Here is a 23,021-nt window from a genome sequence, read left to right on the forward strand (position 1 = left end):
ATGGTCAAAAGTTATATGTCTCAAAATAAGAGTTTAATTCTATGGCATGTAACTGGTGACAAAAATGTATTTGCCCGGAACTCCCTATATATAAAAAAGAAGTGAAATATATGTTCTGGAGTAAAGATGATATTGTCGAAAGGCTGAGCAAAATACCTAGAACGCTGGAAGATATCTCAATAGAGGTCTTTGAAGGCGTACCCCCAGCCAATGATCTGGTATACAAAACAGACCTTTCGAGAGAACATTGTGCAGATGCATCCAACGGCTGCAGAAACCCACAAACAAATATAAGTATAGAACAGGTGAGCATAGAGAAGGAACTTATGTATCCTTATATGGATGGCTCTCTTTCGAATGAATTTGCCATTCACTCAGATCAGTATCGGTTTATGCTGCCTTATGAGATCCTGGGCTACAATATAAAGAAAGAATACAGAATCTTTCAGCCGGAGGAGTTGAAGACCAGGTTCCCAGTAGCTTATAAGCAGCTGATGGAAACAAAACAGGAGTCTGGAACCGAGAAACAGGAACTGGATTCTGCCGAGTGCTATCGCCTGGAAAACGAAAGCTTCCTGCAGTATATAAAAACACCTAAAATAATCATTACCAACCATTACCGACTTCATGCTTCATATGATGCGAATGGAAAACACGTGTTTACAGACGGAATAGGAGTTGTTCTTGGAGATCCCACACTCTACCATTATGTCACAGCTGTGCTTAACTCTTCGATAGCAAGGGCTCTTCCTGATATATGGAACCGTGAAAAAATGCAGAATAACCAGCATTTGAACTCAAAAATGCTGAAAAGGTTTCCAATTGAGTTTCCTAAAAAAGAAGTTACTGAGACCCTTATAAGCACAATCTGCAGATACCTGATTTATCTCAACAGGCAAAAGCAGACAGCAAAAACGTACTCCATACCAGGTTACCAGAACCTGATTGATTTTTACAAAAGAATTGCAGATCTTCTGATCCTGGACACCTATATCACAAATGATCTTGATCCGAAGCTCCTTGAAATCCTTGCAGAAAATATCACAGCATCCGGGGAAGAATTCGAGTACAGTAACGACATAAGCCTTTTGATAGGGCTGCAGGCAATAAAGAAAAATATCCTGGACTCTGCTGATTTCCGGAAATGCAGATTCAACAATGAATTCACCAATATTCTGGCTACCCTGAAAAACAACGGTGTCTGGTAAAAAAGAACAGGGACTCTGGCTTTTAAGGATTTTTTAGTTTTTTTATTCCTTTTCTTTTTCAGCCAGTCTTTTTTCCAGCAGACATTTTTCTAATATATTCTCTCAGTAGATATTTTTCCAGTAGGTATTTTGTCGGTCAGTCTTTTTCGGTTAATTCTCTTTTCAGGTCATTTATCAGGTCATTTATCAGGTCGTTTTATCAGTTTGGTTCTCTCAATTAATTCCTTCAGTCTTGAATGAACTGTGATGGACAGTCTCCGTGAGTAGCTGAAAAGGCACATGCCCCACAACTATCTCCCTTTGATTCAAGGCTATTTATTAACTGCAGAAGCGTCTGTTTATTTAAGTCCTCTTTTTGCATGACAAACGAAACATTGTTGTTTAATATTTTCATTTCCTGCGCGCTCAGGTCTTTTGTAGTGCATACAATTATAGGGATATCCACGGTCTCAGGGTTTTTCTTAAGGGCCCTTACAACCTCAAAACCTGATACATCAGGCATCATCAGATTCAGGATTATAGCATCCGGAAGTTCTGTAGATGCCCTTTCAATTGCTTCCTTTCCGCCATATGCCCGGCTGATAACATAACCTTCCTCTTTAACCAGAGAAGCTATAAGTTCAACCATAGATTCCCGGTCATCCGCAATCAGAATCTTTGGCGATTCCTTTTTCATTTTCTCTTTTAATCGATCCAAAGTTGAAAGCAGGATTGACTTCTCGACTGGCTTTACAAGATGGTCAAAGGCACCCCAGAGCATTTTGCAATCACTTCTGTCATCTATTGAGAGAACAAGTACTGGAATTCCTGCAGTCCCGCTGTCTTTTTTCAGGTTTTGAAGCACATCCCATCCATTCATTTCGGGCAGCATAAGTTCCAGAGTAATTACAAAAGGCTTTAATTTCCGGGCAAGAAAGAGAGCTTGCTTCCCTGTGACAGCCTGGGCTACTCTGTAGCCTGCTTCCTTTAATGTGAACATGAGAAGTTCTCTGGACAGTTTATCATCCTCAACAACCATAACAAGTGGTTCGGATCCGTCTGATCCTTCGGGCTCAAAAATATCAGAGAAACCTTTTTCTTCGTTATTTCCTGCCTGATCTTCGGTTTCAGGTTCATCTGTTTCGCTTTTTTTGTCAGAGGGTTCGAGAGTTTTCCCTATTTCATCAGGAGTTTTGAGAGGTTTCTCTATTTTATCAGGAGCTTCAAGAACCTTTTCTCCATTTTTCTCACAGGTTTCAGGTATCCTTATTTTTTCACTGGCACACAGGATCTTTACAGGCACCTCAAAAGTGAAGGTTGAACCTTTACCGGGTTCACTCTCAACCGATATCCTGCCTCCGTGCAACTCTACAAATTTTTTAGCAAGAACAAGACCAAGGCCAGTACCCTCGTATTTGCGGCTGAGGGCAGAGTCAATCTGCTTGAAGGGTTTGAAAAGATGTTTTATGCCATCTTTCGAAATCCCTATACCTGTATCGGATATGGCAACCCTGATCCCGTTTTCGGATTTTGACCCCAGGACTTCGACAGAGCCGCCAGCAGGAGTGAACTTTATCGCATTGCTTACAAGATTATACATAATCTGTTTGAAACGGGTCCTGTCCGCATAGATAAAGAAACCTGATTCAACATTGAAATTCATTGAAATGTTTTTCTTCAGGGCAAGAGGGGAAATTATATTTTTAGTATCAGTAAAGGTATCGTAAAGTGTAAAATAGTCAAGTTCAAGGTCCATTTTCCCGGCTTCTATCTTGGAGAGGTCCAGAATACTATTTATGAGCGAAAGAAGATGTTTTCCACTATTTGAGATATTTCCAAGAAACTTTTTGTTCAGTTCGTCGAACTCACCAGTGGTCCCTCCAAGCATGAGCTCCGAAAAACCGATTATGGCAGTAAGGGGGGTACGCAGTTCGTGGCTCATGGTCGCAAGGAATTCGCTCATTGCGCGGTTCGCCCCTTCGGCTGCAAGCTTTGCCTGCAGGAGGTCTTCTTCAGCTTTTTTATACTCCGAGAGATCTATAAAGCTTTCAACAAAATAACCGTTTCCTCCTATTGAGACAGGCACGACATTTCTAAGAATTGGTATGGGGTCTCCTCTGGCTTTGAAAAGCAAACTTTCAGAAAGATCTTCAGCCTGGTCCAGAAAAAGGGCAGTGCATCTTTCTTCCCCGGCCTGGCAGATTAACTGGCTGCAGACCATTCCTATAAGTTCCTTTTCGGAATAACCAGTCGTTTTCAGGGCAACAGGATTTGCATCCACAATTTTCCTGGAGGAGGCCTCGATCAGCAGGATACTGCACAGCGTATTATCAAGGATGGTTTTGAGCCTTTCCCGATTCTCCTGTTCCCACCTTTCTGCATTTTTCCTATCGGTAATATCCTGGGCTACAATCTGAACAATATTATCTTTCCTGTCGATAAGGGACAGATTAACTTCTATGTCAACAATTTCCCCGTCAGGCTTCTGATACCTCATTTCAAAGTAAGAAGAATCCTGTTTGAAAGTTTCCTTAAGTGCCTGTTGAAGCTCAGGAAGGTACTCGCCTGGAATAAAGGACATTAGAGAAGCATTAAGTGGGCGCTTCTGTCCGAAACCGAAAATTTCGCAGCCTTTTTTATTAATATCCATGACCTTTTTTCCGTCTGAAATGATAACAGCATCATTGGACTGTTCAAAAAGAGCTATGTACATCTTATCTTTTTCCCTAAGGTCGTCTTCTGTTTCCTTGTAAAGTACGAGAGCATTTTCGAGCTCCATCCATCTCCTGAGAGCAAATATTCCCATTCCAAAAGAGACATATATTGAAAGAACGAGCAGAAGACCCAAACCATCACGGTCGTAATTTTCAACAAACAACACAACAGATTCAAAAAGATTGTAGTTAGAAGCTGCCAGTGTAAATATAAAGCCCAGGACAAGAATAAGTACGAGTTCGTTAGACCTTTTTGTGAATGGCGACTTTGAAATATTTACCATCCCTTCATCCCCCTTAAAGGACCATAAACTGCGTAAACTCCTTACACTGCTTTGCATTCACCTGTGCACATCTCTAATATTGATTTGAATCTGCCGATGTCGATGGGTTTAGAAACATACCCACTGCAACCTGCTTTTAAAAACCTGTCCTCATCCCCCTGCATGGCATGAACTGTAAGGGCAACTACAGGTGTCCTCTGGATTTCGGGGATTTTTTTGATTTCTTTAAGGACTTCAAGCCCGTCAAATCCTGGCAGCTGTATGTCAAGAAGTATGAGATCGAACCTGTTTTCTTTAGCAATTCTGAGAGCTTCAAACCCATCACTCGCTTCTTTACTCTCATAGCCAAAAGTAGTAAGAAGGAATTTGATAAGTTCCATAATTACAGGACTATCCTCAACTACAAGTATACTTTTCATTTCCATGACCCCTCAATCTGCATATATTAAGAGACCTGGCAAAATACAGATGCTTCCCTAGCAAAGTGATTATTTTTCCAAGCTCTGGATTGGTACGAACTCTGGACCGATATTTTAAGTAGATGCCTCTACCAGTCCATCTAAACAATTACAAGTCCATATAAAGGTTATATATCCTTTAAGACATCAGAGCTAAAAGCAAAGAGTATTTTTGGCAGACTCGATAAGACAATTGCATCTAGACCCTGTCGTTTTCCCCTATTTGAAAAACTTACCAGACAGTAAGTTAAATATATTATTCGTTTTCCCCGAATATAATAGAATTTACTAAAGTTTAAAAGTTAAAAAGTAATTGTATTCCATACATATAAAAATTTTGTTTTTTGCCAAGAAAAAGTCTGATCAGCAGGTAAATAGAACCAGCTTTCTTAAAAAACGCACATGATATTCTTCGAATAACATGCCCAAAAAGATGAAAGTCCTTTTATACCTAACTTTTTTGTTTATTAACTCCATCATTACCTTAGGACAGTAAGGTTGTCTTTTCTTTGGTTCTGTGAAACCGTCAAAAAACTAATCAGCGAATTGCCATCGAAGGCCCAGATGTGACTTTGATCACGGATGCCAAATTGCCTTTGAGGCAATTCCACTGTCCTTGAAATGATGGAGTAATGTAAATTGGAAGGAGAAATAAACAAATCTTGTGGTTTAGACATTCACAAACATTTTGTCATTGCTACTATTCTCAGCAGATCCGGTGAAAAACAGCTACAACGTTTTGATAGAGATGATGATGGAATTTTAAACCTTAAAAATTGGGTGACATCAGAAGAATGTGATGTTGTTGCCTGTGAATCAACAAGTGACTTCTGGGTTCCGATTTATGAGTCATTGATAGATCATTTGCCTGTTATAGTTGGAAATGCGCGAGATATGAAAGCATTTACACATAAAAAGACCGATAAGATAGATTCGGAAGTCATTGCACAACTTGCATTGAATAAAATGATTCAACCGTCAAGAGTTTTTCCTAAAAAGCACAGGGAATTCAGGTCGTATGTCAGGCTCAGGTTAACTCTTGTAAGAAAAAGGACAGATATAAAAAATGAAGCTCATGCTATTCTTTCTTCTGAAATGTTACATCTAGGTGATGTGCTAACAGACATTTTCGGAAAAAATGGAAGAGCAATTCTATCAGGAATTTCTTCAGGAAAAAATATTGATCAGATTATAGAATCACTTTCTCCAAATGTTCGGAAGAAAGCTGGTCAGATAAGAGAGATTCTGAACAGAGAAATATCTCAGAGTGCTGCAATAAGGCTTCAGATGTGCCTGAACATTATAAAACATCTGGATGAAGAAATCGAAATTCTGGAAAGAGAAATTTTCAATTACGCTTATAGAAATCATAAACATGAAATGGAAATTTTAATGTCAGTTCCTGGGATTGGAGAACTGAGTGCGGCAACTTTAATTGCTGAGATAGGAAACTTCAAAGACTTTTCTTCAGGGGATAAACTTGCTTCATGGCTTGGGATAGTTCCGAATGTGTATCAATCTGCAGATAAATACCATAATGGAAGAATCACAAAGAGAGGATCAAAAGTAGCAAGGTGGATTCTGACACAGATTGCTCAAGCAGCAGCAAGAAAGAAGAATAGCAGGTTAAAAGAGTTTTTTAACAGAAAAAAGAAGTCAATTGGATATGCAAAGGCGATTATTGCCCTGGCAAGGAAAATTGCAACGATAATATGGCATCTTATCACAAGTGATGAGATGTATGAAGATGAGACAGGGTATGAAAAGGGAGAAGTTCAAAAGAGAAAGATTGTTGAAACTGAAATATTTTCGGCTGATGAACGGATCAAAATAATTAGTGGAATATTCGCAATTATGGGAAAAGAAGACAGAGAGAGTACGTGAGGAAGATATCCTCATGTACTTTCATGCCAAAAGAAATTACGTTTCCCAAAAAACAGGATAATAATGGGAGAATAGCTGAAGAATGGCTGGGGAATAGCTGAAGAGTAGCTGGAGACTAACCCGAGATTAACCATGCAAAAAGTATCCAGCTAAATCTGAAAAACAAAGATGGGAAACGCTCTGGAGATTTAAGCTGTTTAATATATGAAAATGATGTTAAGAATAACGAATAAAATTTGAAGGTTGAGGGTTAAAAATCAACTTTTAACTTACAGATCCTTTTCTTCCCATATTCTTCCATAATACACGTAATCTCTGTCGATTAAATAACTTGAATTTAACACATGGGTTTGGTAGTCTTTGATGAATCAGTTTACTTATTAAGGATCAGGAGAAAGAGTGTTTAGTTCTTTTCTTGAGCCTATCCCAAAACTAGGTTTCTTCTTAAATTAATAAAAGTTTCAGAACTATTTTCTATGATCATAAACTCGATTGATTGTTCAAAATTGGAGATTCAGAGGATCAATTTTCAGTTTTGGGATCAGCTCATAAAACAATTCTCTTTTTCTATGTGAATCAGTAGATCTTAATCTCGAAGTACAAATCTGAGATTACGTCTTTGTGAACTACCCCTCCCTGCCTGATGGCAAGGAAGGGGCTTCTTGCTTCATCCCTCGAACTAACCGTTCGCAAGTCCACAAGCCCATCCCCTACGTTCCGTAGGTGTCAGATAACTATAAGATTTTGATCTTGAAGAGAGAATTTTTTGATATTGATTGCAGCATTTATGTCTCTGTCGTGCGTGGTTCTACAACCCGGACATACCCATTCTCTGTCTTTCAAGGTCAGATTGCCATTATAATATCCACAAATATTACATATCTTTGAAGACGGCTCAAATCTTCCGATCCTTAGTATAGTCTTTCCTAACCATTCAGCTTTATACTCTAACTTTGTTACGAAACTACTCCATCCAGCATCAGATATTGATTGAGCCAGACAATGATTCTTTACCATGCCTTTAACATTCAGAGTTTCCAACGATATAGCTTGGTTCTCGCTGATCAGTCTAAAAGAGAGTTGGTGTTAGAAATTATTTCTCTGATTGCTAACAGTTTCATTAATTTTTGAAAGATTATGTCTTGCTTTGTTACGGTTATTAGAACCTTTAACCTTCCTACTCACTCTTTTCTGCAAGCATTTCATTCTTTTTAGAGAGTTTTTCAGGTATTTAGGATTCTCAATCTTATCTCCATTTGATTGAACTGCAAAATCTTTGATGCCTACATCAATGCCTATTGTAGTTGATTCTGAAAAGTTCTGCTTATCAGGTATATCTTTTTCATTATCTACAAGGATACTAATATAATATTTTCCTGTACTTGATCTTGAAATTGTTGCAGTTTTCATAGCACCTTCAAACTTTCTATGAAGTACTGCTTTGACTTCACCTATTTTTGGAAGCTTGATTACCTGCTTTTCGAAATCTACAGAGTAATGTTGAGGCATCTGATAAGACTGTACTGGATTTTTCTTAGATTTGAAATTGGGGAATCCAGATTTTTCTCTAAAGAATTTAGTAAATGCGGATTCTACATTTACTAAAGATGCAAGCAGCGCCTGCGAATTAGCTTCTTTCAACCATTCATTAGAAGGTTTTACTTCGTGAACTAAAATGTACTGTAAATCAAACCTTGATATTGATTTGCTATTTTGCTGATAAGTTTTAATTTTCTGTTCTAAAGCCCAATTATATACAAATCTACATGCACCAAAATTTACTTTTATGAATTCTTCTTGGTCTTTATCTGGGTAGATTCTGTACTTATAGGCTTTTAACATACTATAGATTCTAAGTTTTAAAGAGATATATAAGTTTTGTTAAACTTACTATAATATGAAGTTGACGGCTTTCATCCCCCACCTGTCGGCTGATGCCTCCGAGGAAGGGGACTTCCCGCCTTAAAGTTAAAACTTGTTTTCTATTTTACGTACTTTATAAATTAGTAAAAATATTTATGTGTCTCTGAGCATTCTATCTATCGTAGTTTTTTCTCTATGGGAGGATCCAATATGATTTGGATTTTTGACACTTCAATTGTCTTTTTATTTATCCATAGATGGGAAAAAGGTAAAAAAACTGACTATAAAAGATCTTCAAATAAAAATTATAAAAAATAATATGGGAATAAGGAGAGTTTTTATGACTAGAAGATTTCCAAGTCCTAGTTTGGTACTTTTCATAGCTGTCCTATTGGGGGTTTTGCTGGTTGTACCAGCCACAGCACACACTATTGATTATATTGCGACTGATATACAGCCTGAGGCCGAATTTTCCGGTCAGTCCGGCCACTTCAAGGTAATCGATCCTATTTCTCCCGGGGGCAATGTTACATTTATGCTTACTTTTGAATTGATAGAAAGCTCTGGAGGGCCTACAACAGCGCTTCCTTTGACTTCCACTTTCTCCGTCAAGAACAAAGGTGGTCCCGCGGACTTTGACGTAACATTTGGTCCTGTACCTGGCACGGCGACGGCCTCCTATATGTATGAAAAGAACGCTGGGAAGATTATGCCGTTCACTACACAGGTGAAAGCTGTAGCTCCCAGTACCCCCGGAAGCTACCACTTCAAAATTCAAGCTGAACAAGGCACTCTGAGCAAGGGATTGCAGCCAGGTGAAGGTATAGTCATTCACTTCAAGGTTGCTGAGCCTGATCAGCCATGTGATCCAGTTGAAACGGTGCTTATTGTCGACGAACCAACCTGTACACTTTTTAAACAGCCCTCGATCGATTATACAGCGACGCTGACCTACAACAATGGTAGTACCTATGTGCCACTGTCTGACAAACAGATTGATTTCTCTGTAGATGGCAAATCCATCGGCTCTGCGACCACTTCTACCGATGGTAAGGCAACGATCACTTACAACCCCAGCGCTCTGTCGGTCGGTGACCATACTGTCGTAGCCAAATACCAAGGTGAAGAGTGCGCATATATGTCTGACAGCCACTCTGCCACTTTTGGAGTAATATACAGGTTCCTAGGCTTCCAGCCCCCAGTCCAGATTGACGGAGTAGGATCAGGTTTCTTCTCAGGCAAAGTCATACCTGTCAAGATCAAGATCGCCGACTATTATGGTAATCCGGTAACGGATGCGACAGCTCGCGTCTACTTTACTCAAACGACTCAGGCTCTGGAGATTCAGGCAACAGCTATCCAGTCAGTGATTGTAGATACAGGCAATCTGATGCGTTATAACGCCACCCTGGATCAGTACATTCTGAACTGGGACATCAGCAACATGCAGAATGGTGCCTATAACATCCGTGTAGCGATGGGCGAAGGAGAAAAGTGCGCTGTAGGTCACTGGGCCCCAGTAATGATCCAAAAGAGTGGAAAGAAATCTACTACAACGTTGGCACTCAGCTTCCCAGCTTTGTTTCAGATAAAAATTTAAGACAATCGCATTTAGATGATGATCAAGAATGCAGGCAATCTGATGCGTTATGGCGCCTTCTAAGGCTAGTACATTCTGAGCTGTGACGCCATAAAACGCAGAGCAGCACCTTTAAAATCCGTGATGTGGTGGGTGAAGGACAGAAAAACTCCTTCGCCCATGAGCATCTTCCAGGATCTAAGACAGATTGATATTCATTGGTCATCGGTTAAGGAAAAATCGTTATCACTTGCATTGATTTTCATAAAATTTGTTAAATTATTCATCAAATGCAAAACTGGAATCTGATATCGATTTCAATTTAAACACTAAACATTTGGGTTTGAGTTTTTCCGTCGAAATCGAGATCCGCAGCTCAAAATCCTTAACCGAATACAAATGGATTGATATTACGTATCCTCTAGATCGAAACATTTTTTGATGAGCTCAATTATTAGGGGAGCTTTAAACCTCATCATTCTTAAGATAGAGAAGTGGTTATAGTTATATTGGTCTCTTCGAAACCTCTATAAAGATACGCTCTTGATCATTAAATATAGGTATTTTTATGACAGAAAGCTTTGATGAAATAGACGCACATCTTGACAAAAAAGCCAAGCCCACCGAAGGTGAAGCTACCAAAATGAACATATGATGTTGGAAAAGGTCTCAATGAATCCTTCAAGAAGAAAGCTTCTCAGGGTTGTTGGGGTCTTCGGAAAAGACGAGAAACAATTAAGGGAAGAATCGGGATTAAACGATTTCTTTTTTAAATACAGTATGGATTTCCTTCTCAAAGAGAATTTACTTAAGTTAGAAGATGGAGTGTACCACCTTACAGACCCCGGAATTGCTCTACATGACTCTGTATGTTAAATAAAGGGTATCAACCTTTGCCTCAAAAATTTTTAGCTCCTTAAAGCTTAACAGTTTTAATATATTTAATGTTATATAATATTGCTTTTAGGATAGGCTCGAAGATAAATAAATGGTTTCTTATTAACTTGACATTGTCAAATTAACTCATTATTGCAGGTATCGAAACCTATTTCTACTCAAATTTATTCCGTCTAGAATCTTTTACCTTCCTATTTTTGTTTTTTCTATTTTCTTCTTGATCAATAGTTCCATTGTTTCCACTGTCCTAAATTTTCCCTACCAAAATTGCATACTTACCAGTAACCAGAACAAGAATTCAAATTCTTTCATCCTAAAAATTATGAACTTTTTAACCTGCTAACCCTTGCCTTCCTTCTCAGTTCATTATCTTGATTTAATATTCTTGCAATTTCCCAGGCATCGATTCTTTTCAATGGATTATGGTATTTCAGTATCCATATGACCCCAGAAATTGAAATCTTATCATTTGTATTCGGTTAAGGATTTTGAGCCGCGGATCTCGATTTCGACGGAAAAACTCAAACCCAAATGTTTAGTGTTTAAATTGAAATCGATATCAGATTCCAGTTTTGCATTTGATGAATAATTTAACAAATTTTATGAAAATCAATGCAAGTGATAACGATTTTTCCTTAACCGATGACCAATGGAAATCTTATACATTTTGTTGAATTTTTTCTGATAAGAGAGTAAAATAAGCATTGCAAGCATTACTAATGCCATATGATGGTGCCATGCATTCCAATTTCTCACCATATATTCTGCCATTCCGCAGTTTCCCTTTGCATCCTGAAATGCTCTTTCAATCCAATACCTTGAACTCTGCATTCTTGCAAGTTCATCTAATGGAGTATCCTCAGAAGCGTTGCATAGGGAATATTTAATTTCATTTGATTCTACATCCTTACTTATGAGAAGCCATAATGGCTTCTCACAAGGCAAGTTATTCTGGCGTCTCCAGACCTTTATAGCCTTAAAATTGACTTTTTTATATCCTCTTTCCGTTTTTCTAACTTTGATAAGTTTCCATCCTTTAATTGAACTGGAAAGAGAATCAACTCTTGCTGATAATGTATTCAAAACCTTAAGGATAGTGGGTTTTCTTCCTCTTATTCCCTTTTTCCCAGGTACCTCAGCTACTGGTTTCTCTACATAAACAAGAGTATCGATGGCTATGTCTGCAACAAAAGTTAAACCTCTACTTTCAAGTTCTGTCAATAGCTCAGGATTTTCACCATAGAATCCATCCATTGTGACATAGGAGAAAGGAATACCTTCTTCTATTGCATTATCAATCATTTCAAGACCAAGTTCATACTTGGTTCGGAACTTTATTTCCTCACGAGGAATTTTAGCCTTTAAACAACGAGCATTGTCATCAATCCATTTTTGTGGGAGATATAATCTCTCATCAATCAACATTCTCCTCTTATTCTTAAAATAAGCAAGGAATACGCCAACCTGGCAATTATCTTTTTTTCCAAGGTTGCCGCAATACTGATGAGAAACTCCGACAGAACTATTTCCAGATTTTTTTATGCTTGATTCGTCAAGTATAAGAACACCATTTTTACCTATAGTTTGAATGGCTTTTGTTCGAACAGATTTGAGGAGATCTGCAGAACGCCAAGGAGAAGTTGAGAGGAAATGGCTTAGTGATTGGTTGTTAGAGCATTTACAACAGTAAATTGCCATTTTTCTCATATTTTTCCTATAGGGGAGGAGAAGCAAACCATTAAGGTAATCAATACAGGTTAAAACCATACAACGAGTTTTAGTTTGAAAATAGAAGTCAAGATGCTTTTCAGAAAGGTATTTTTCTACAGAAATATTATTTGACTTGATGAAGTCATCTGTTATTTGTTTCACTAAACCAAATTTATAGGAGAAAAATTATACTTCACGGTAGACATGAAAAGAAAATGTGACAAAGTCAAGTTAATATATGATTTAAAATGCAGATATATAACTGACCTATAATATTCTAGTAACGTATACAATACTCTAATATATCCTGCAGTATCCTAATATAGCATCGATCCGGAATGTTTACAATTAGAAATCTCACTGAAGATCTTAATTATTTTGCTTTTCATTCAGGAGGGGTGATTTACGGCTAATTTTACAAAAAATTTAGAAAATGAGAAAGTTTCTGCCGAAAGAGACTCTATTGAAAACCACGAAATTCTGCTTGAAAGATACGGAGAGCGGTTAAGGAACCTGGACCCTGAACTGGTCACATCTGAGGATGAAATTATCTTAAAAGAAGGTTACAGGCATGCAAAAGAGGTTTTAGAGCCCGAGGGACTGGTAAACTGGTTCAGAAATGCTGCCGAGCCGTTCTACAGGTCAGCAACCTGGGAAGTGCTTTTACCTATATACGAAGAACTGCTTGATACCGCGGAAAAAGAACTCGGGCCGGAAGCCCCCGGAACTGCAGCAGTGCTGAACGGGCTTGCAGGGATTTATCGTTATATAGGAAAGTACGAAGAAGCCCTGAGGTTATTTACAAGAGCACTCAGCATCCGTGAAAAAGTTTCAGGTCCAGAGCAGCCTGAAACCGGAGACACACTCGGTGAACTTGGAATTCTCTACTATGTTATGGACAGGCAGGAAGAAGCCCTTTCATACTACAGCAAGGCTCTCGGAGTTCAGGAAAAATTTCTGAATCCGGAGAATCTGGGAGCTATAAGGACACTTAACAGGATGGCTTTTTATTACAAGGGAATGGAAAGGACTGAAAAAGCGGAAGAACTTTTCATCCGTACCCTCGGGATGCTTGAAAAACTTGCGGAAAAAGACCCAGAGAATAAAAAAGTCCTGGCTTATACTGCCGGCACCCTGAATAATCTTGGGGTTCTACTCGCAGAAATGGGCAAACTTGAGGAAGCCGAGGAAAGATACGGACAGGCTTTAAAACTTCAGGAAAATATATACGGAAAGGAACACCCGCAGATAGCTCAGACATTAAACAACCTTGCCCTTCTCTATTTTCAGACAACAAGATATGAAAAAGCCCTTATTCTCTATACTCGCTCCCTTGAGATCATGGAAAACCTGGGAAAAACCGAGCACGCCGGCTTTGCAACAACCCTGAATAACCTTGCAGGGGTCTATGTCCAGAAAGGCCGCCATGAAAAAGCCCTTGAACTCTATACGCGAGCCCTCGATATCCGGGAACGCGTCCTTGGTCCAGACAGTCCAGAGGTTGCCAAGACGTTAAACAACCTTGGCGAACTATACAGAATCCTGGGCCAGCACAAAAAAGCTCTCCCTCTCTACTCCCGCGCCCTCAAGATCTATGAAGCCACACTCGGCCCCGCCCACCCCGATGTAGGAACCACTCTGAACAACCTCGCAGGCCTGCACGAAAGTATGGAGGAGTACGAGACTGCAATTGAGCTTTATGAAAAAGCCCTCGATATAATCGAAAAAGAATACGGTCCCGACCACCCCTACTTCAAGATCACACGAAACAATTTACTCGGCCTGTACGAGAAAATGGAAAGAAGCTGGCGGAGCTAAACTTTAAATGGGTTAATAGGTTAAAATTAATTGTCTTTATTTCTATTCTTCTTAAGCCTGCCAATTATTGAATAAAGATTAGATGCGGTTGAAATTAGATGTAGTTGGAGAGCAGATGCAGACTCGCGGAAGAAAAATGATAGTCCTGTATCAGCTCTCCAAACTTAAAAGCATGAAAGCAACGAGTGCTTCACATGACTAAAAATTAATGTACAGCGAGTTAAAATAACAGACGGCAGGATACTGTTAATAAGGAAGCCACTAAGGGGGAATTTTCTGGCTATAATTGGCAGCACAACGTGCAGTATCTGGAATTTAATATTTCTTTTGTTCGTTTTCCTTTTTCTTTATGCCATAATTTACCCGCGGTCTCAGCTCAAAAAAATCCGTATGCAGCGTATAGCAAAACTGAAATCTATGGAAAGGCGTCACGGCTGTAAAGTGCTGACAATGATCCACAGGCGGGAAGCGATTTCTTTTTTCGGGCTGCCTGCTTACCAGTTCATAGACGAGGAGGATGCCGAACAGATCCTGCGCTGGATAAGGAAATACAGGGATTACCCCCTTGAACTGATTCTGCATACTCCGGGAGGGCAGCTCCATGCAAGCATACAGATTGCCCGTGCCCTGAAGAACCATCCAAAAAAGACCCGTGTGCTCGTCCCCCATTACTCAATGTCAGGGGGCACAATTATTGCTCTTGCAGCAGACGAGATAGTAATGGATAAAGATGCTGTCATAGGACCTATCGACCCTCAGGTAGGAGATCTCATGCGAGGTCTCTTTCCTGCGCCTTCCTGGATCTATGCTGCAGAAATGAAAAAAGAAAACGCTGAAGATGCCACCCTCGTTATGAGTGATATCTCCAGAAAAGCCCTTAAACTTACCAGAAACGTCGCAACCGAACTCCTTGAAGGCAAAATCACACCTGTTCCCGGCAGGGAAAACAGCCTGGATAAAGTGGTCGAAAAGCTGGTCAGCGGAGAAATGATCCATAGCACTCCCCTTTCAGCCGCAGAAGCTAAAGAAATAGGGCTTTCAGTAAGCACGGATTTTCCCGAAGACGTGCACGAGTTCATGAAACTCTTCCGACCTGTAAAAAGGAATGTGGAGTATGTGGAATAAATCCCCTGCACGTTAAAACTTTCAGAATCTGGTTCCGTATAACTGTTTTAAAGTGAGTATCTCCTGCAATACACTCCTACAAAAGTACATCTACAGAGTACATTCATATAAAAGTACATCTACAGAGTACATTCCTATAAAAGTACATCCACCAGAGTACATTCCTACAAAAGTACATCCACCAGAGTACATTCCTACAAAAGTACATCCCCACGAGTACGTCCCTACCAGAGTACACTCCAGCCAGAATACATCTTTCCAGGCTACCTCAAAATTAACTTTATCTCCCATCTGGTCGATGAGCAGTATTGACTAAACTCGATGAGCAATGTTATGAACATTAAATTCTGATTAACTGCAGTATGAAATATTTTGTTCTAAATGTAAATATTTGTCAGGTTTTGTAACAGCCATTTTTGGTTTTTTATTGACATTTTTTTAAAATAGTAGGACTGCCAACTAAATCATATTTTTTATGACAGTTTAAATTCCAAAACAATTATGTTATTTAAATCTTTCCCAGATTTTCTAATTAAATAGTGGCTTTTGATGGCTTTTTTATACAGAATAAGTATTTATACGAATATAACGATTATACTATTGATAGAATGTAATACTATCAGACAAACAAAAATCATGGTTGTTGGGGGTAATATGATTTTTCGGTTTATAATAAAATTTCAGTTGCTAATACAGCTTTTGCAGCAAGTACTGGATACGCCGGGATGGGGAAGAGGATACAGGTTACGAAATCCATACATGTTCATGATTGAGAGAAATATTTGCATCTCCGAATGAATTCATGAAAAATAAAGCATAAACTAAGGCAACAGTAGCTATGAAACAGTGCTGAAATTAAGAAAATGTTAAAATCAGTATAAAAGAAACTAAATCTTCGGGGAGTGGCGTTAGATGGTTCTTTCTAACCTGACTGAAGCTGAAAAAACAATATTGATGGATGAAACCGTTACTGACTTAAAGCATTCTTTAGAAACTGTCATTAAAAACTTACTTGCAGAATACGAGACAGATCTTGAATCTAACCTTAATATTTCGAGAGTTGAGGTAAACTTCATTGTAAAACTGGATGGTATTGAAGTATGAAGTTTATGACTCCGGGAATGTGGAGGTTCACGGATACCCTGCCTTGGGAGCTGGGATAAAGTGGATTCCCGCAGGCTTTTCTTCCTGTTCTTTTAACTTGACAAACAGCGCTTCTTGCTAAATATAAATACCTGATATTCTACAGTAAGCGAGTTAAAAAAGATAAAGAATTGATTGAGGGTGTCTGTTGTTGTTTTACACCTTTCCCGTTATCTTCCTGGCAGGTCTCTGGATTCACTCCCTTTTTGGAAAATACAGGTTCTGTGGTTCAGATATAGAAGTTGCCCTAAAAGCTCTTGGCAAAAAGAAAGATATCAAAGTAATAGCTATAGGGGGCGACGGCGCTGCTATGGATATAGTCTTCGGGGCCATCTCAGGTTCATTTGAGCGCGGCTATGGCTTTACTATATCTGTATGGACAATGAAGCCTACATGAACACTGGAGTCCAGCGCAGCAACGGAACTCCTTTTGACGCCAGCACCACAACGACTTCCCTGGAAAATTCTCTTTCGTAAACCCATTTCCAAAAAAGAACATGGTTGCGATTATGGAAGCCTATGGTTCTCCATACGTAGCTACAACCTAAATCGGCTTCCTGAGAGACATGATGGTAAAGTCAAGAAAGCCACGGAATCGTGGGCCTGACCTTATATCCACGCCCATGCCCCCTATATCACAGGCTGGGGTTTTGATACTTCCAAAGACTCTGGAAGTTACCAAACTTGCAGTAGAGACATGCCTCTGGTCAATGTACGAAATGAACGGAGAAATCACGCAGGTCACAGAAAGGTAAAGGACCTGAGACCGGTCGAGGATTACCTGAGAGTTCAGAAGCGCTTTAAACACCTTTTCATCATGGAGGATGGTGAAGAAGAAATAAAGAAAATCCAGACAATGGCGAATTGGAACATAAAACACTATTGGACTTCAGTAAAAACTATGTTCTATTTTTGTTTTGATTTTGTACTTTAAATACTTGATCAACCTCAAATAATTAGCTCAAATATTTAGCCATATACATTTTTGTCTATTAAATAACCTCTAGAAACTCACTATTTGCATGGCTCAGTCACTTTTTCGCTTTTTTAACCTTTGCATTCTCTTCACTCAGCCCTGTCCAGATTACTTTATACCCAAGGTATTCGAGCACAGGATAATAGAGGCTGCTGTCAAGCCCGAAACCCTCAAAGACTTTTACCGCATCGGCGTATGTTTCTGCAGCGCCTGGCTTTTCAAGCTCAAGATTTATTCTCTCAAGCAGCTGCCTGTGAATTACGTAGTTTTCAAGAAGTACATAATCTGCATATTTTCCGGACTCTTCGGGATCTTTAGGCTCTTTGAATTCATTTTGCGCCCTGAATTTTTTAGATTCGCGGGCTTCTGCAAGCCTTTCGGCAAGCACTCCTTTTAAAGCTCCGAACATGACTCCTTTCTCGGCTGCAATTTCTGCAAGGCTGATCATTTCCCCGGAAAGAGGGATCTCCATTTTCTGCAGTTTTGACAGATCTTCTTCAAACTTTCTTCCTTCATATTTTCTGAGCACCTGCATGACTTCATTTGCCGGAATCTTCCTGTCAAAGAAAATCACATCCTGGGCAGGAAAGTCTTTTTCCGAGCACTTGAGTTTCCTGTTAATCAGGAGAATAACTGGTTCCTTTACTTCCTTCAGTTTCTCGGTCTTCTTTTTAAGATATTCCGGTGTCCAGAAACCGACAACCTCGACGTACACTTTCATCCCGTCCCTTTGCAGGGAAAAGTCCGGAATAAATGCGTACCTGCCTGCTTTCAGGATCGTTGGTTCTCTTTTTGCTTTCCAGCCTCCCAAACTTAAGCTGGCAAACTGTTGTTCATAAGTACTGTCATAGGCTGCAATTTCAGCATCTATTTCAGCATCTGCTTCTACTACCTGAGTTCCAGCTTCCTTTCGCTCAACCCCGCTCCTATTCTTAATTCCTGTTCTGTATCCTTCCTGTCTTTCCGCAAGCTGCAAGCCGGTAGAAACTCTTTCAGGATATCTGGCTGCTTCCCGTATGGGTCTGAAAGCTTCTTCCGAGCTGTCAAGGGCAAAATCAAGGATGCGCTTCCCCTGGTAACCTTTATGGAGAATTCCTGCCTTCAGGCTCCAGCCCTTTGATTTCAGGAGGGTAGGGAAGAGTTTTGCAAAAGAATTTCCATACCGCTCCGACATCCTGAAAAGTGATGCTGGTCCGTCAAGGTGGAGATAAACGCTTTTCAATCTTTCAATTTCTTCTTTTTCCCCGCCCTTTTTTTCCTGAGTATCCTCAAGGGAGTACATAAGCCCGGACCTGAGGATTTTCCATAGAACTCTCTGAAAATCGCCTGTTATCCAGATGTCCAGGTCAACCGCGCGGAAAAGAAGTGTCTGAGTTATCGAGATGTTATACTGCCTGAGGAGCTCTGCAGGGGCAGGTGAGGTGAATTCTTTAAGGATCTGGTTTTCCTCAAGGTCTGCCCACAAGGATTTTTCAAGATCCTGAACTGAAATTGAGAGGCTTTTTGCGGCTTTTTTCAACGCCTCTTTTCTTTCAGCCGGGGAAAGCGCCATCCCGGCACAGGCTTCAAAAACCGCTTCCCTGGCTACGGAAGGGTCGACAGCTGAAGATGTTTCAACTACAGCCCGCCTCCCAAGGAGCTGGGAAAGCCCCCGGATGAAGCGGTAATTCATCTCTTCATAACCTTCAAGCTCTGCCAGGAGGTCGCCGTAGGCTTTTCCTGTATGCTGTTCAAAGGCTTCTATAAGGAGCCCTGCAAGCTCAAGATTTTCGGAATTAAAGGATGCATATGCCGGTTTGATTTTTCCTCCTGAAATACGGGTTACAAGAAGGTCAGAAGTTAGCATGAGAACCACCTTTCTGTCTTTCAGAGCTTTCAGGGCTTTCTTTTCCGGCCACCTGATTTTCTTTTCCTCCCTTTTCCCCGGGTATTTCCGATGAACCTTTTCCGGAAGATAAAGCCCCTTTTCTCCTTTGTGCGGTTCCAGTCTCCGAGGTTTCGTCGGCTATTATCTCATAGAGCACGGCTTCCTTTCCTTCTTTTTTCCTGAGGATCCTTCCAAGGCGCTGGATGTATGCCCGTTTGCTGCCTGTCCCGCTTGCTATAATTCCGATATTTGCTTCCGGGACATCAATTCCTTCATCAAGCACCTTTGAGGTAACGACAGCTCTGTAGCTGCCTGTCCTGAACTTCTCAAGAATGGAGTTCCTTTCTTTTGAAGGAGTCCGATATGTAATTGCAGGGATAAAGAATATATTGGAAATCCGGTGTACAAGCCGGTTGTGTTCCGTGAAGATAAACACCCTGTCTTCTCTGTGCTGCTCCAGGATTTCTCTCAGTTTCTCAATTTTGGAATCGCTGTTGAAAGCAAGGTCTCTTGCTGCATTTCTTGCAAGGAGGGCTTTTCGGGCTTCAGGGTCTCTTCCGCTTTTCATGACAAGTTTTTGGAAATCCTGCGGGCCTCTCATGATCATCCCGGTTTTTCTGAGGTAATCAAGGAATACGGAATAGTTCTGATCGTACTCTCTCTGTTCTTCATCCTTGAGAGCCACAGCAACCCGCTTTATCGTATAAGGGGCAAGGTGCCCGCCTGCAAGTTCCGAGACCTTTTTCTCGTAAACCTTTCCCCCTACAAGCCGGTTGAGTTCAGTATGCAACCCATCTTCCCTTTCGTATGTGGCTGTAAGCCCGAGCCTGCAGGGGGCTGCTGAAAACTCGGCAATGCTCCTGTACCCGGCTGCAGGCAGGTGATGAACTTCATCAAAAACAAGAAGGCCGAATCTGTTCCCGAGGATTTCGGCATGAATATAAGCAGAATCGTAAGTGGAAACCGTTATCGGAAGAATTTTCTTTTCCCCGCCCCCAAGTTTTCCTATTTCTATGGAAAAGGCTTCTTCAAGCTGCTTTTTCCATTGTTCAAGCAGGTCAAGGGTCGGGACAACTATAAGGGCAGGTGTATTGCACGCTGCAATTGCCCTGATTCCAGCAAGGGTCTTTCCGCTTCCTGTTGGCAGGACAAGCACTCCCCTTTTCTCATTTTCCCCCCAGGCGATGAGAGCTTCTGCTTGGTAGTCTCTCAACTTCAGCTTCTTTCCCGAAGCCTCATAAGCTGCTGCAAGGTCAGGATAGGGAAGAAGGTCAAGGACAGTATCTTCAAAATCGATCCCGGACTCTTTCAGATAGTTAATAATATCTTTATAGTACATCGCAGGAGCCCTGAAACTTCCACTCCTTTCGTCCCATACGGAGTTCGGGACCCTGACATTGCCCTTTATGAGAATAGTTCCCTGCTTGAAGCTGATTTTGATCATTGTTTACTAAAAGTCTGGACATTATATATAATAATTCAGCCATCAGCGGGCTCAGGCAGGTTTTTTGGAAAGTACAGCATTCGTGCGGTATGACTGCGCCAGCCAAATTTCGCGTCGCCCGAATTTTCGTTAACTTCGCATACATCCAGGGCAGCCAGCTCACACCGTCTCCTGACCGCTTCCAGTAGGCGGTGTATTGCTCGGCACGAGTTCATGATTACGTAGTCAGGCTGTCACAGTACCCTGGATATTGATCAGCTGGACATCTTATCTCAATCTTCCTTCGGCATGGGTGCGTCGAGAAAATCCGTAATCATCGAAAGCAGCCAATCAGAGCGGTCCACAAGTGTAACGTGAGTGGTACCGGGAAGCACTGCAAGCCGGGAACGTGGGAGGCCGGTGAGGTCCCCAGCCACTCCGCCGCCTAGCAGCCGGAATATTTCAATTACGTGCTCGGGGCGGACGATGTCGGAATCCCCTATTATGACCAGCGTGGGCGCTTTGATCGCCTGAATATCATCAGGTGTCCAGCCCTTAAACTCCCGCGTAAGTTTCTGCTCTTTGGCGATCAACACATGCCAATGTTCCGGATTCGGTGCGATCCTCGCGTAAGCTTTTTGCCATTCTGACCCGTCAAGATCCTCAGGCTTCATTTTTTCTTCTCCTTCAAGCACTTCGGGATAAAGCCCATCATTGCTGTATGAGGGAGAAACAACCACAAGTTTGCGTACTATGTTCGGATGCTTAATAGCAATTTGCAGAGCAATGGCGGCTCCCATGCTGTATCCAAAGAAATCGGCTTTTTCTATCTTGAGCTGTCTCAGAAGCTCAATGGTATCCTCAGCCATTTGCTCATAGGTCAACGGGCGGTCGATATCGGCTGTACGGCCGTGTCCCTGCTGTTCCATTGCGATTACCTGCCCTCTCTCTGAGAGGGATGGCAGAAACTTTCCAAAAAAGGTATCGATTGTTGTCAGGGAGCCGCGAAGTAGAACCAGTGGTCTGCCTGTGCCGTGGATTTCATAGTACATCCTGAGCCCGTTCACGGAAGCATAGCCGCTCCTGTAACTTTTATTTCTTTCACTGTGCACTCTTTCCGCCCTGATACCCCCTTTGCTATTCAGGCTCCGTAAAAGTATTTGCTTTGATTTTTACTCTATATTTTTTATACTCATCCTGTTATAAAACAGCTTCTTATTTTTCCCCGCAGATGTTAGTATAATGATCTCAGGCCGATGGTCGGGTATATCTGAATCGGGCTATGTATCTGGTCCCCACAAGAACGCCACAATTACAGCCACAATTGCAAAAACCGAATAGTGAACGTCCGGGTAACCGAATAGTGAATGTCCGGGTAATCGACCAGTGGGTTATGAGTTTTATCGGCTGGAAACGTAGCCCTGCAGACATTGTGTATAGCATGGAAGAGGATGACTGCAAACACGCTCTTTCCTGTACTGTTGTAGAGCCAGACCATCACGACCCGCAAAGTAGTGATGCCGAAAGTAGACCATATTCCATTTCAGGCCCCTGCCCTGCACAATCATTGACTGATAATGCCCTATCATTGTCACCAATCCAAGAACAGCGGCGGCTTTTAGCGAGCTCCATCGCTTCTGCATAGGATCGATAGCATATCCCGTCCAGCCTATCTCTTCACCCACGGCAAGGGCAAAAAACAAAACGAATAGAAATGGTATCTTCTGGAATTGAATTTGAGTTTTGGCCGGGAGTGGTCGCCCCAGTATGAGCATTGCACCACAGATTAGCGAAAATAGAAGAAAACTCAACAAAACAGTGGGTACGTACCAGATCTTATTTTTTGGTCTCTTATAATCGAAAACTCTTTTTAGTAACCGCTTTGCGCCGCTCAGACCCTCTTCCCTGTAAACCAGGATCGCGGCTGCTGTCAATGGCATGAACGCGAGCATCTAGAACGGAGTAGCAAGAGCGAAGGCCAATATAAAGAATTTCAAAGACGACCTTTTAGATGATGTACAGGCTTTCATAGCTTGTTGTCTCCCTGACGGCTAAACTTAATCTTAATTAAATGCGAATTTTCCTTTTGTGCT

18 protein-coding genes and 2 pseudogenes are annotated in these 23,021 nt (G+C 41.0%); 8 read left to right on the forward strand and 12 right to left on the reverse strand.

The window, feature by feature from the left end:
- Nucleotides 1-110 precede the first annotated feature (110 nt).
- Nucleotides 111-1,208 carry a hypothetical protein gene (locus ACZ5A8_RS12200; RefSeq protein ID WP_464529337.1) on the forward strand — a complete coding sequence of 366 codons (1,098 nt, stop codon included), beginning with the start codon at nt 111-113 and terminating at the stop codon, nt 1,206-1,208.
- Between the two features lie 226 nt (nt 1,209-1,434).
- Here ACZ5A8_RS12200 and ACZ5A8_RS12205 read toward each other — a convergent pair whose 3' ends face one another.
- Together ACZ5A8_RS12205 and ACZ5A8_RS12210 are read right to left on the reverse strand one after the other, a co-directional pair.
- On the reverse strand, nt 1,435-4,185 hold the full coding sequence (locus tag ACZ5A8_RS12205; protein ID WP_464529339.1) for a hybrid sensor histidine kinase/response regulator: 2,751 nt from the start codon (nt 4,183-4,185) through the stop codon (nt 1,435-1,437).
- Between the two features lie 41 nt (nt 4,186-4,226).
- Nucleotides 4,227-4,604 (reverse strand): response regulator, encoded by a 378-nt coding sequence (locus ACZ5A8_RS12210; protein WP_464529340.1) that lies wholly within the window; start codon nt 4,602-4,604, stop codon nt 4,227-4,229.
- Between the two features lie 678 nt (nt 4,605-5,282).
- Between ACZ5A8_RS12210 and ACZ5A8_RS12215 the strand changes: the two genes are divergently transcribed.
- Nucleotides 5,283-6,527: an IS110 family RNA-guided transposase gene (locus tag ACZ5A8_RS12215; protein WP_464529342.1), complete on the forward strand. Its 1,245-nt coding sequence runs from the start codon at nt 5,283-5,285 to the stop codon at nt 6,525-6,527.
- A 576-nt stretch (nt 6,528-7,103) separates the two neighbouring features.
- Here ACZ5A8_RS12215 and ACZ5A8_RS12220 read toward each other — a convergent pair.
- Nucleotides 7,104-7,226: a hypothetical protein gene (locus tag ACZ5A8_RS12220; RefSeq protein WP_464529344.1), complete on the reverse strand. Its 123-nt coding sequence runs from the start codon at nt 7,224-7,226 to the stop codon at nt 7,104-7,106.
- Between the two features lie 27 nt (nt 7,227-7,253).
- Nucleotides 7,254-8,369 (reverse strand): annotated as a pseudogene (tnpB, locus tag ACZ5A8_RS12225) (IS200/IS605 family element RNA-guided endonuclease TnpB).
- 244 nt (nt 8,370-8,613) lie between these two features.
- On the opposite strand from tnpB, the gene ACZ5A8_RS12230 reads away from it, so the two are divergent.
- Nucleotides 8,614-9,990, forward strand: coding sequence for a PxKF domain-containing protein (locus ACZ5A8_RS12230; protein ID WP_464529345.1), 1,377 nt, complete (start codon nt 8,614-8,616; stop codon nt 9,988-9,990).
- A 630-nt stretch (nt 9,991-10,620) separates the two neighbouring features.
- On the forward strand, nt 10,621-10,845 hold the full coding sequence (locus ACZ5A8_RS12235) for a hypothetical protein (protein WP_464529347.1): 225 nt from the start codon (nt 10,621-10,623) through the stop codon (nt 10,843-10,845).
- Nucleotides 10,846-11,484: 639 nt separating this feature from the next.
- Here ACZ5A8_RS12235 and ACZ5A8_RS12240 read toward each other — a convergent pair.
- A pseudogene (locus tag ACZ5A8_RS12240) lies at nt 11,485-12,738 on the reverse strand (IS701 family transposase); the annotation flags it as partial.
- A 495-nt stretch (nt 12,739-13,233) separates the two neighbouring features.
- Between ACZ5A8_RS12240 and ACZ5A8_RS12245 the strand changes: the two are divergent.
- Together ACZ5A8_RS12245 and ACZ5A8_RS12250 are read left to right on the forward strand one after the other, a co-directional pair.
- Entirely contained in the window at nt 13,234-14,394 is a 1,161-nt protein-coding gene (locus tag ACZ5A8_RS12245) for a tetratricopeptide repeat protein (protein WP_464529349.1), read from the forward strand.
- A gap of 327 nt (nt 14,395-14,721) precedes the next feature.
- Complete coding sequence (locus ACZ5A8_RS12250) at nt 14,722-15,519, forward strand: SDH family Clp fold serine proteinase (protein ID WP_464529350.1); 798 nt, start codon at nt 14,722-14,724, stop codon at nt 15,517-15,519.
- Nucleotides 15,520-15,609: 90 nt separating this feature from the next.
- Here the strand turns inward: ACZ5A8_RS12250 and ACZ5A8_RS12255 are convergent, their stop codons facing one another.
- Nucleotides 15,610-15,810 carry a hypothetical protein gene (locus ACZ5A8_RS12255; RefSeq protein WP_464529352.1) on the reverse strand — a complete coding sequence of 67 codons (201 nt, stop codon included), beginning with the start codon at nt 15,808-15,810 and terminating at the stop codon, nt 15,610-15,612.
- 621 nt (nt 15,811-16,431) lie between these two features.
- Between ACZ5A8_RS12255 and ACZ5A8_RS12260 the strand changes: the two genes are divergently transcribed.
- Nucleotides 16,432-16,623, forward strand: a complete 192-nt coding sequence (locus ACZ5A8_RS12260) for a hypothetical protein (RefSeq protein ID WP_464529354.1) — start codon at nt 16,432-16,434, stop codon at nt 16,621-16,623.
- A gap of 187 nt (nt 16,624-16,810) precedes the next feature.
- On the forward strand, nt 16,811-17,059 hold the full coding sequence (locus ACZ5A8_RS12265) for a hypothetical protein (protein ID WP_464529356.1): 249 nt from the start codon (nt 16,811-16,813) through the stop codon (nt 17,057-17,059).
- Nucleotides 17,060-17,206: 147 nt separating this feature from the next.
- Here the strand turns inward: ACZ5A8_RS12265 and ACZ5A8_RS12270 are convergent, their stop codons facing one another.
- The 6 genes from ACZ5A8_RS12270 to ACZ5A8_RS12295 all read right to left on the reverse strand — a co-directional run bounded on the left by ACZ5A8_RS12270 (nt 17,207) and on the right by ACZ5A8_RS12295 (nt 22,868).
- Nucleotides 17,207-17,542: a hypothetical protein gene (locus tag ACZ5A8_RS12270; protein WP_464529357.1), complete on the reverse strand. Its 336-nt coding sequence runs from the start codon at nt 17,540-17,542 to the stop codon at nt 17,207-17,209.
- A 151-nt stretch (nt 17,543-17,693) separates the two neighbouring features.
- A complete protein-coding gene (locus ACZ5A8_RS12275; protein ID WP_464529359.1) occupies nt 17,694-19,484 on the reverse strand; it encodes a DUF790 family protein in 1,791 nt (596 codons plus the stop codon).
- A complete protein-coding gene (locus ACZ5A8_RS12280; RefSeq protein ID WP_464529360.1) occupies nt 19,471-20,949 on the reverse strand; it encodes a DEAD/DEAH box helicase in 1,479 nt (492 codons plus the stop codon). Before ACZ5A8_RS12280 ends, ACZ5A8_RS12275 begins: the two co-directional genes overlap by 14 nt.
- Nucleotides 20,950-20,984: 35 nt before the next feature.
- The gene (locus ACZ5A8_RS12285; RefSeq protein ID WP_464529362.1) at nt 20,985-21,164 is read right to left on the reverse strand and encodes a hypothetical protein; all 180 of its coding nucleotides are present in this window, start codon (nt 21,162-21,164) and stop codon (nt 20,985-20,987) included.
- Nucleotides 21,165-21,221: 57 nt separating this feature from the next.
- Nucleotides 21,222-22,040 carry an alpha/beta fold hydrolase gene (locus ACZ5A8_RS12290; RefSeq protein ID WP_464529364.1) on the reverse strand — a complete coding sequence of 273 codons (819 nt, stop codon included), beginning with the start codon at nt 22,038-22,040 and terminating at the stop codon, nt 21,222-21,224.
- Nucleotides 22,041-22,328: 288 nt separating this feature from the next.
- Nucleotides 22,329-22,868, reverse strand: coding sequence for a CPBP family glutamic-type intramembrane protease (locus ACZ5A8_RS12295; RefSeq protein WP_464529365.1), 540 nt, complete (start codon nt 22,866-22,868; stop codon nt 22,329-22,331).
- Between the last annotated feature and the right edge of the window lie 153 nt (nt 22,869-23,021).

The organism is Methanosarcina subterranea, from assembly GCF_055385895.1.

What these genes read in the sequence shown, in the direction of transcription:
- ACZ5A8_RS12200 (WP_464529337.1), top strand. Translation starts at nt 111, where the DNA reads ATGTTCTGGAGTAAAGATGATATTGTCGAAAGGCTGAGCAAAATACCT.
- ACZ5A8_RS12205 (WP_464529339.1), bottom strand. Translation starts at nt 4,185, where the DNA reads ATGGTAAATATTTCAAAGTCGCCATTCACAAAAAGGTCTAACGAACTC.
- ACZ5A8_RS12210 (WP_464529340.1), bottom strand. Translation starts at nt 4,604, where the DNA reads ATGAAAAGTATACTTGTAGTTGAGGATAGTCCTGTAATTATGGAACTT.
- ACZ5A8_RS12235 (WP_464529347.1), top strand. Translation starts at nt 10,621, where the DNA reads ATGATGTTGGAAAAGGTCTCAATGAATCCTTCAAGAAGAAAGCTTCTC.
- ACZ5A8_RS12255 (WP_464529352.1), bottom strand. Translation starts at nt 15,810, where the DNA reads ATGGGAGATAAAGTTAATTTTGAGGTAGCCTGGAAAGATGTATTCTGG.
- ACZ5A8_RS12260 (WP_464529354.1), top strand. Translation starts at nt 16,432, where the DNA reads ATGGTTCTTTCTAACCTGACTGAAGCTGAAAAAACAATATTGATGGAT.
- ACZ5A8_RS12275 (WP_464529359.1), bottom strand. Translation starts at nt 19,484, where the DNA reads ATGCTAACTTCTGACCTTCTTGTAACCCGTATTTCAGGAGGAAAAATC.
- ACZ5A8_RS12280 (WP_464529360.1), bottom strand. Translation starts at nt 20,949, where the DNA reads ATGATCAAAATCAGCTTCAAGCAGGGAACTATTCTCATAAAGGGCAAT.
- ACZ5A8_RS12285 (WP_464529362.1), bottom strand. Translation starts at nt 21,164, where the DNA reads ATGAACTCGTGCCGAGCAATACACCGCCTACTGGAAGCGGTCAGGAGA.
- ACZ5A8_RS12295 (WP_464529365.1), bottom strand. Translation starts at nt 22,868, where the DNA reads ATGCCATTGACAGCAGCCGCGATCCTGGTTTACAGGGAAGAGGGTCTG.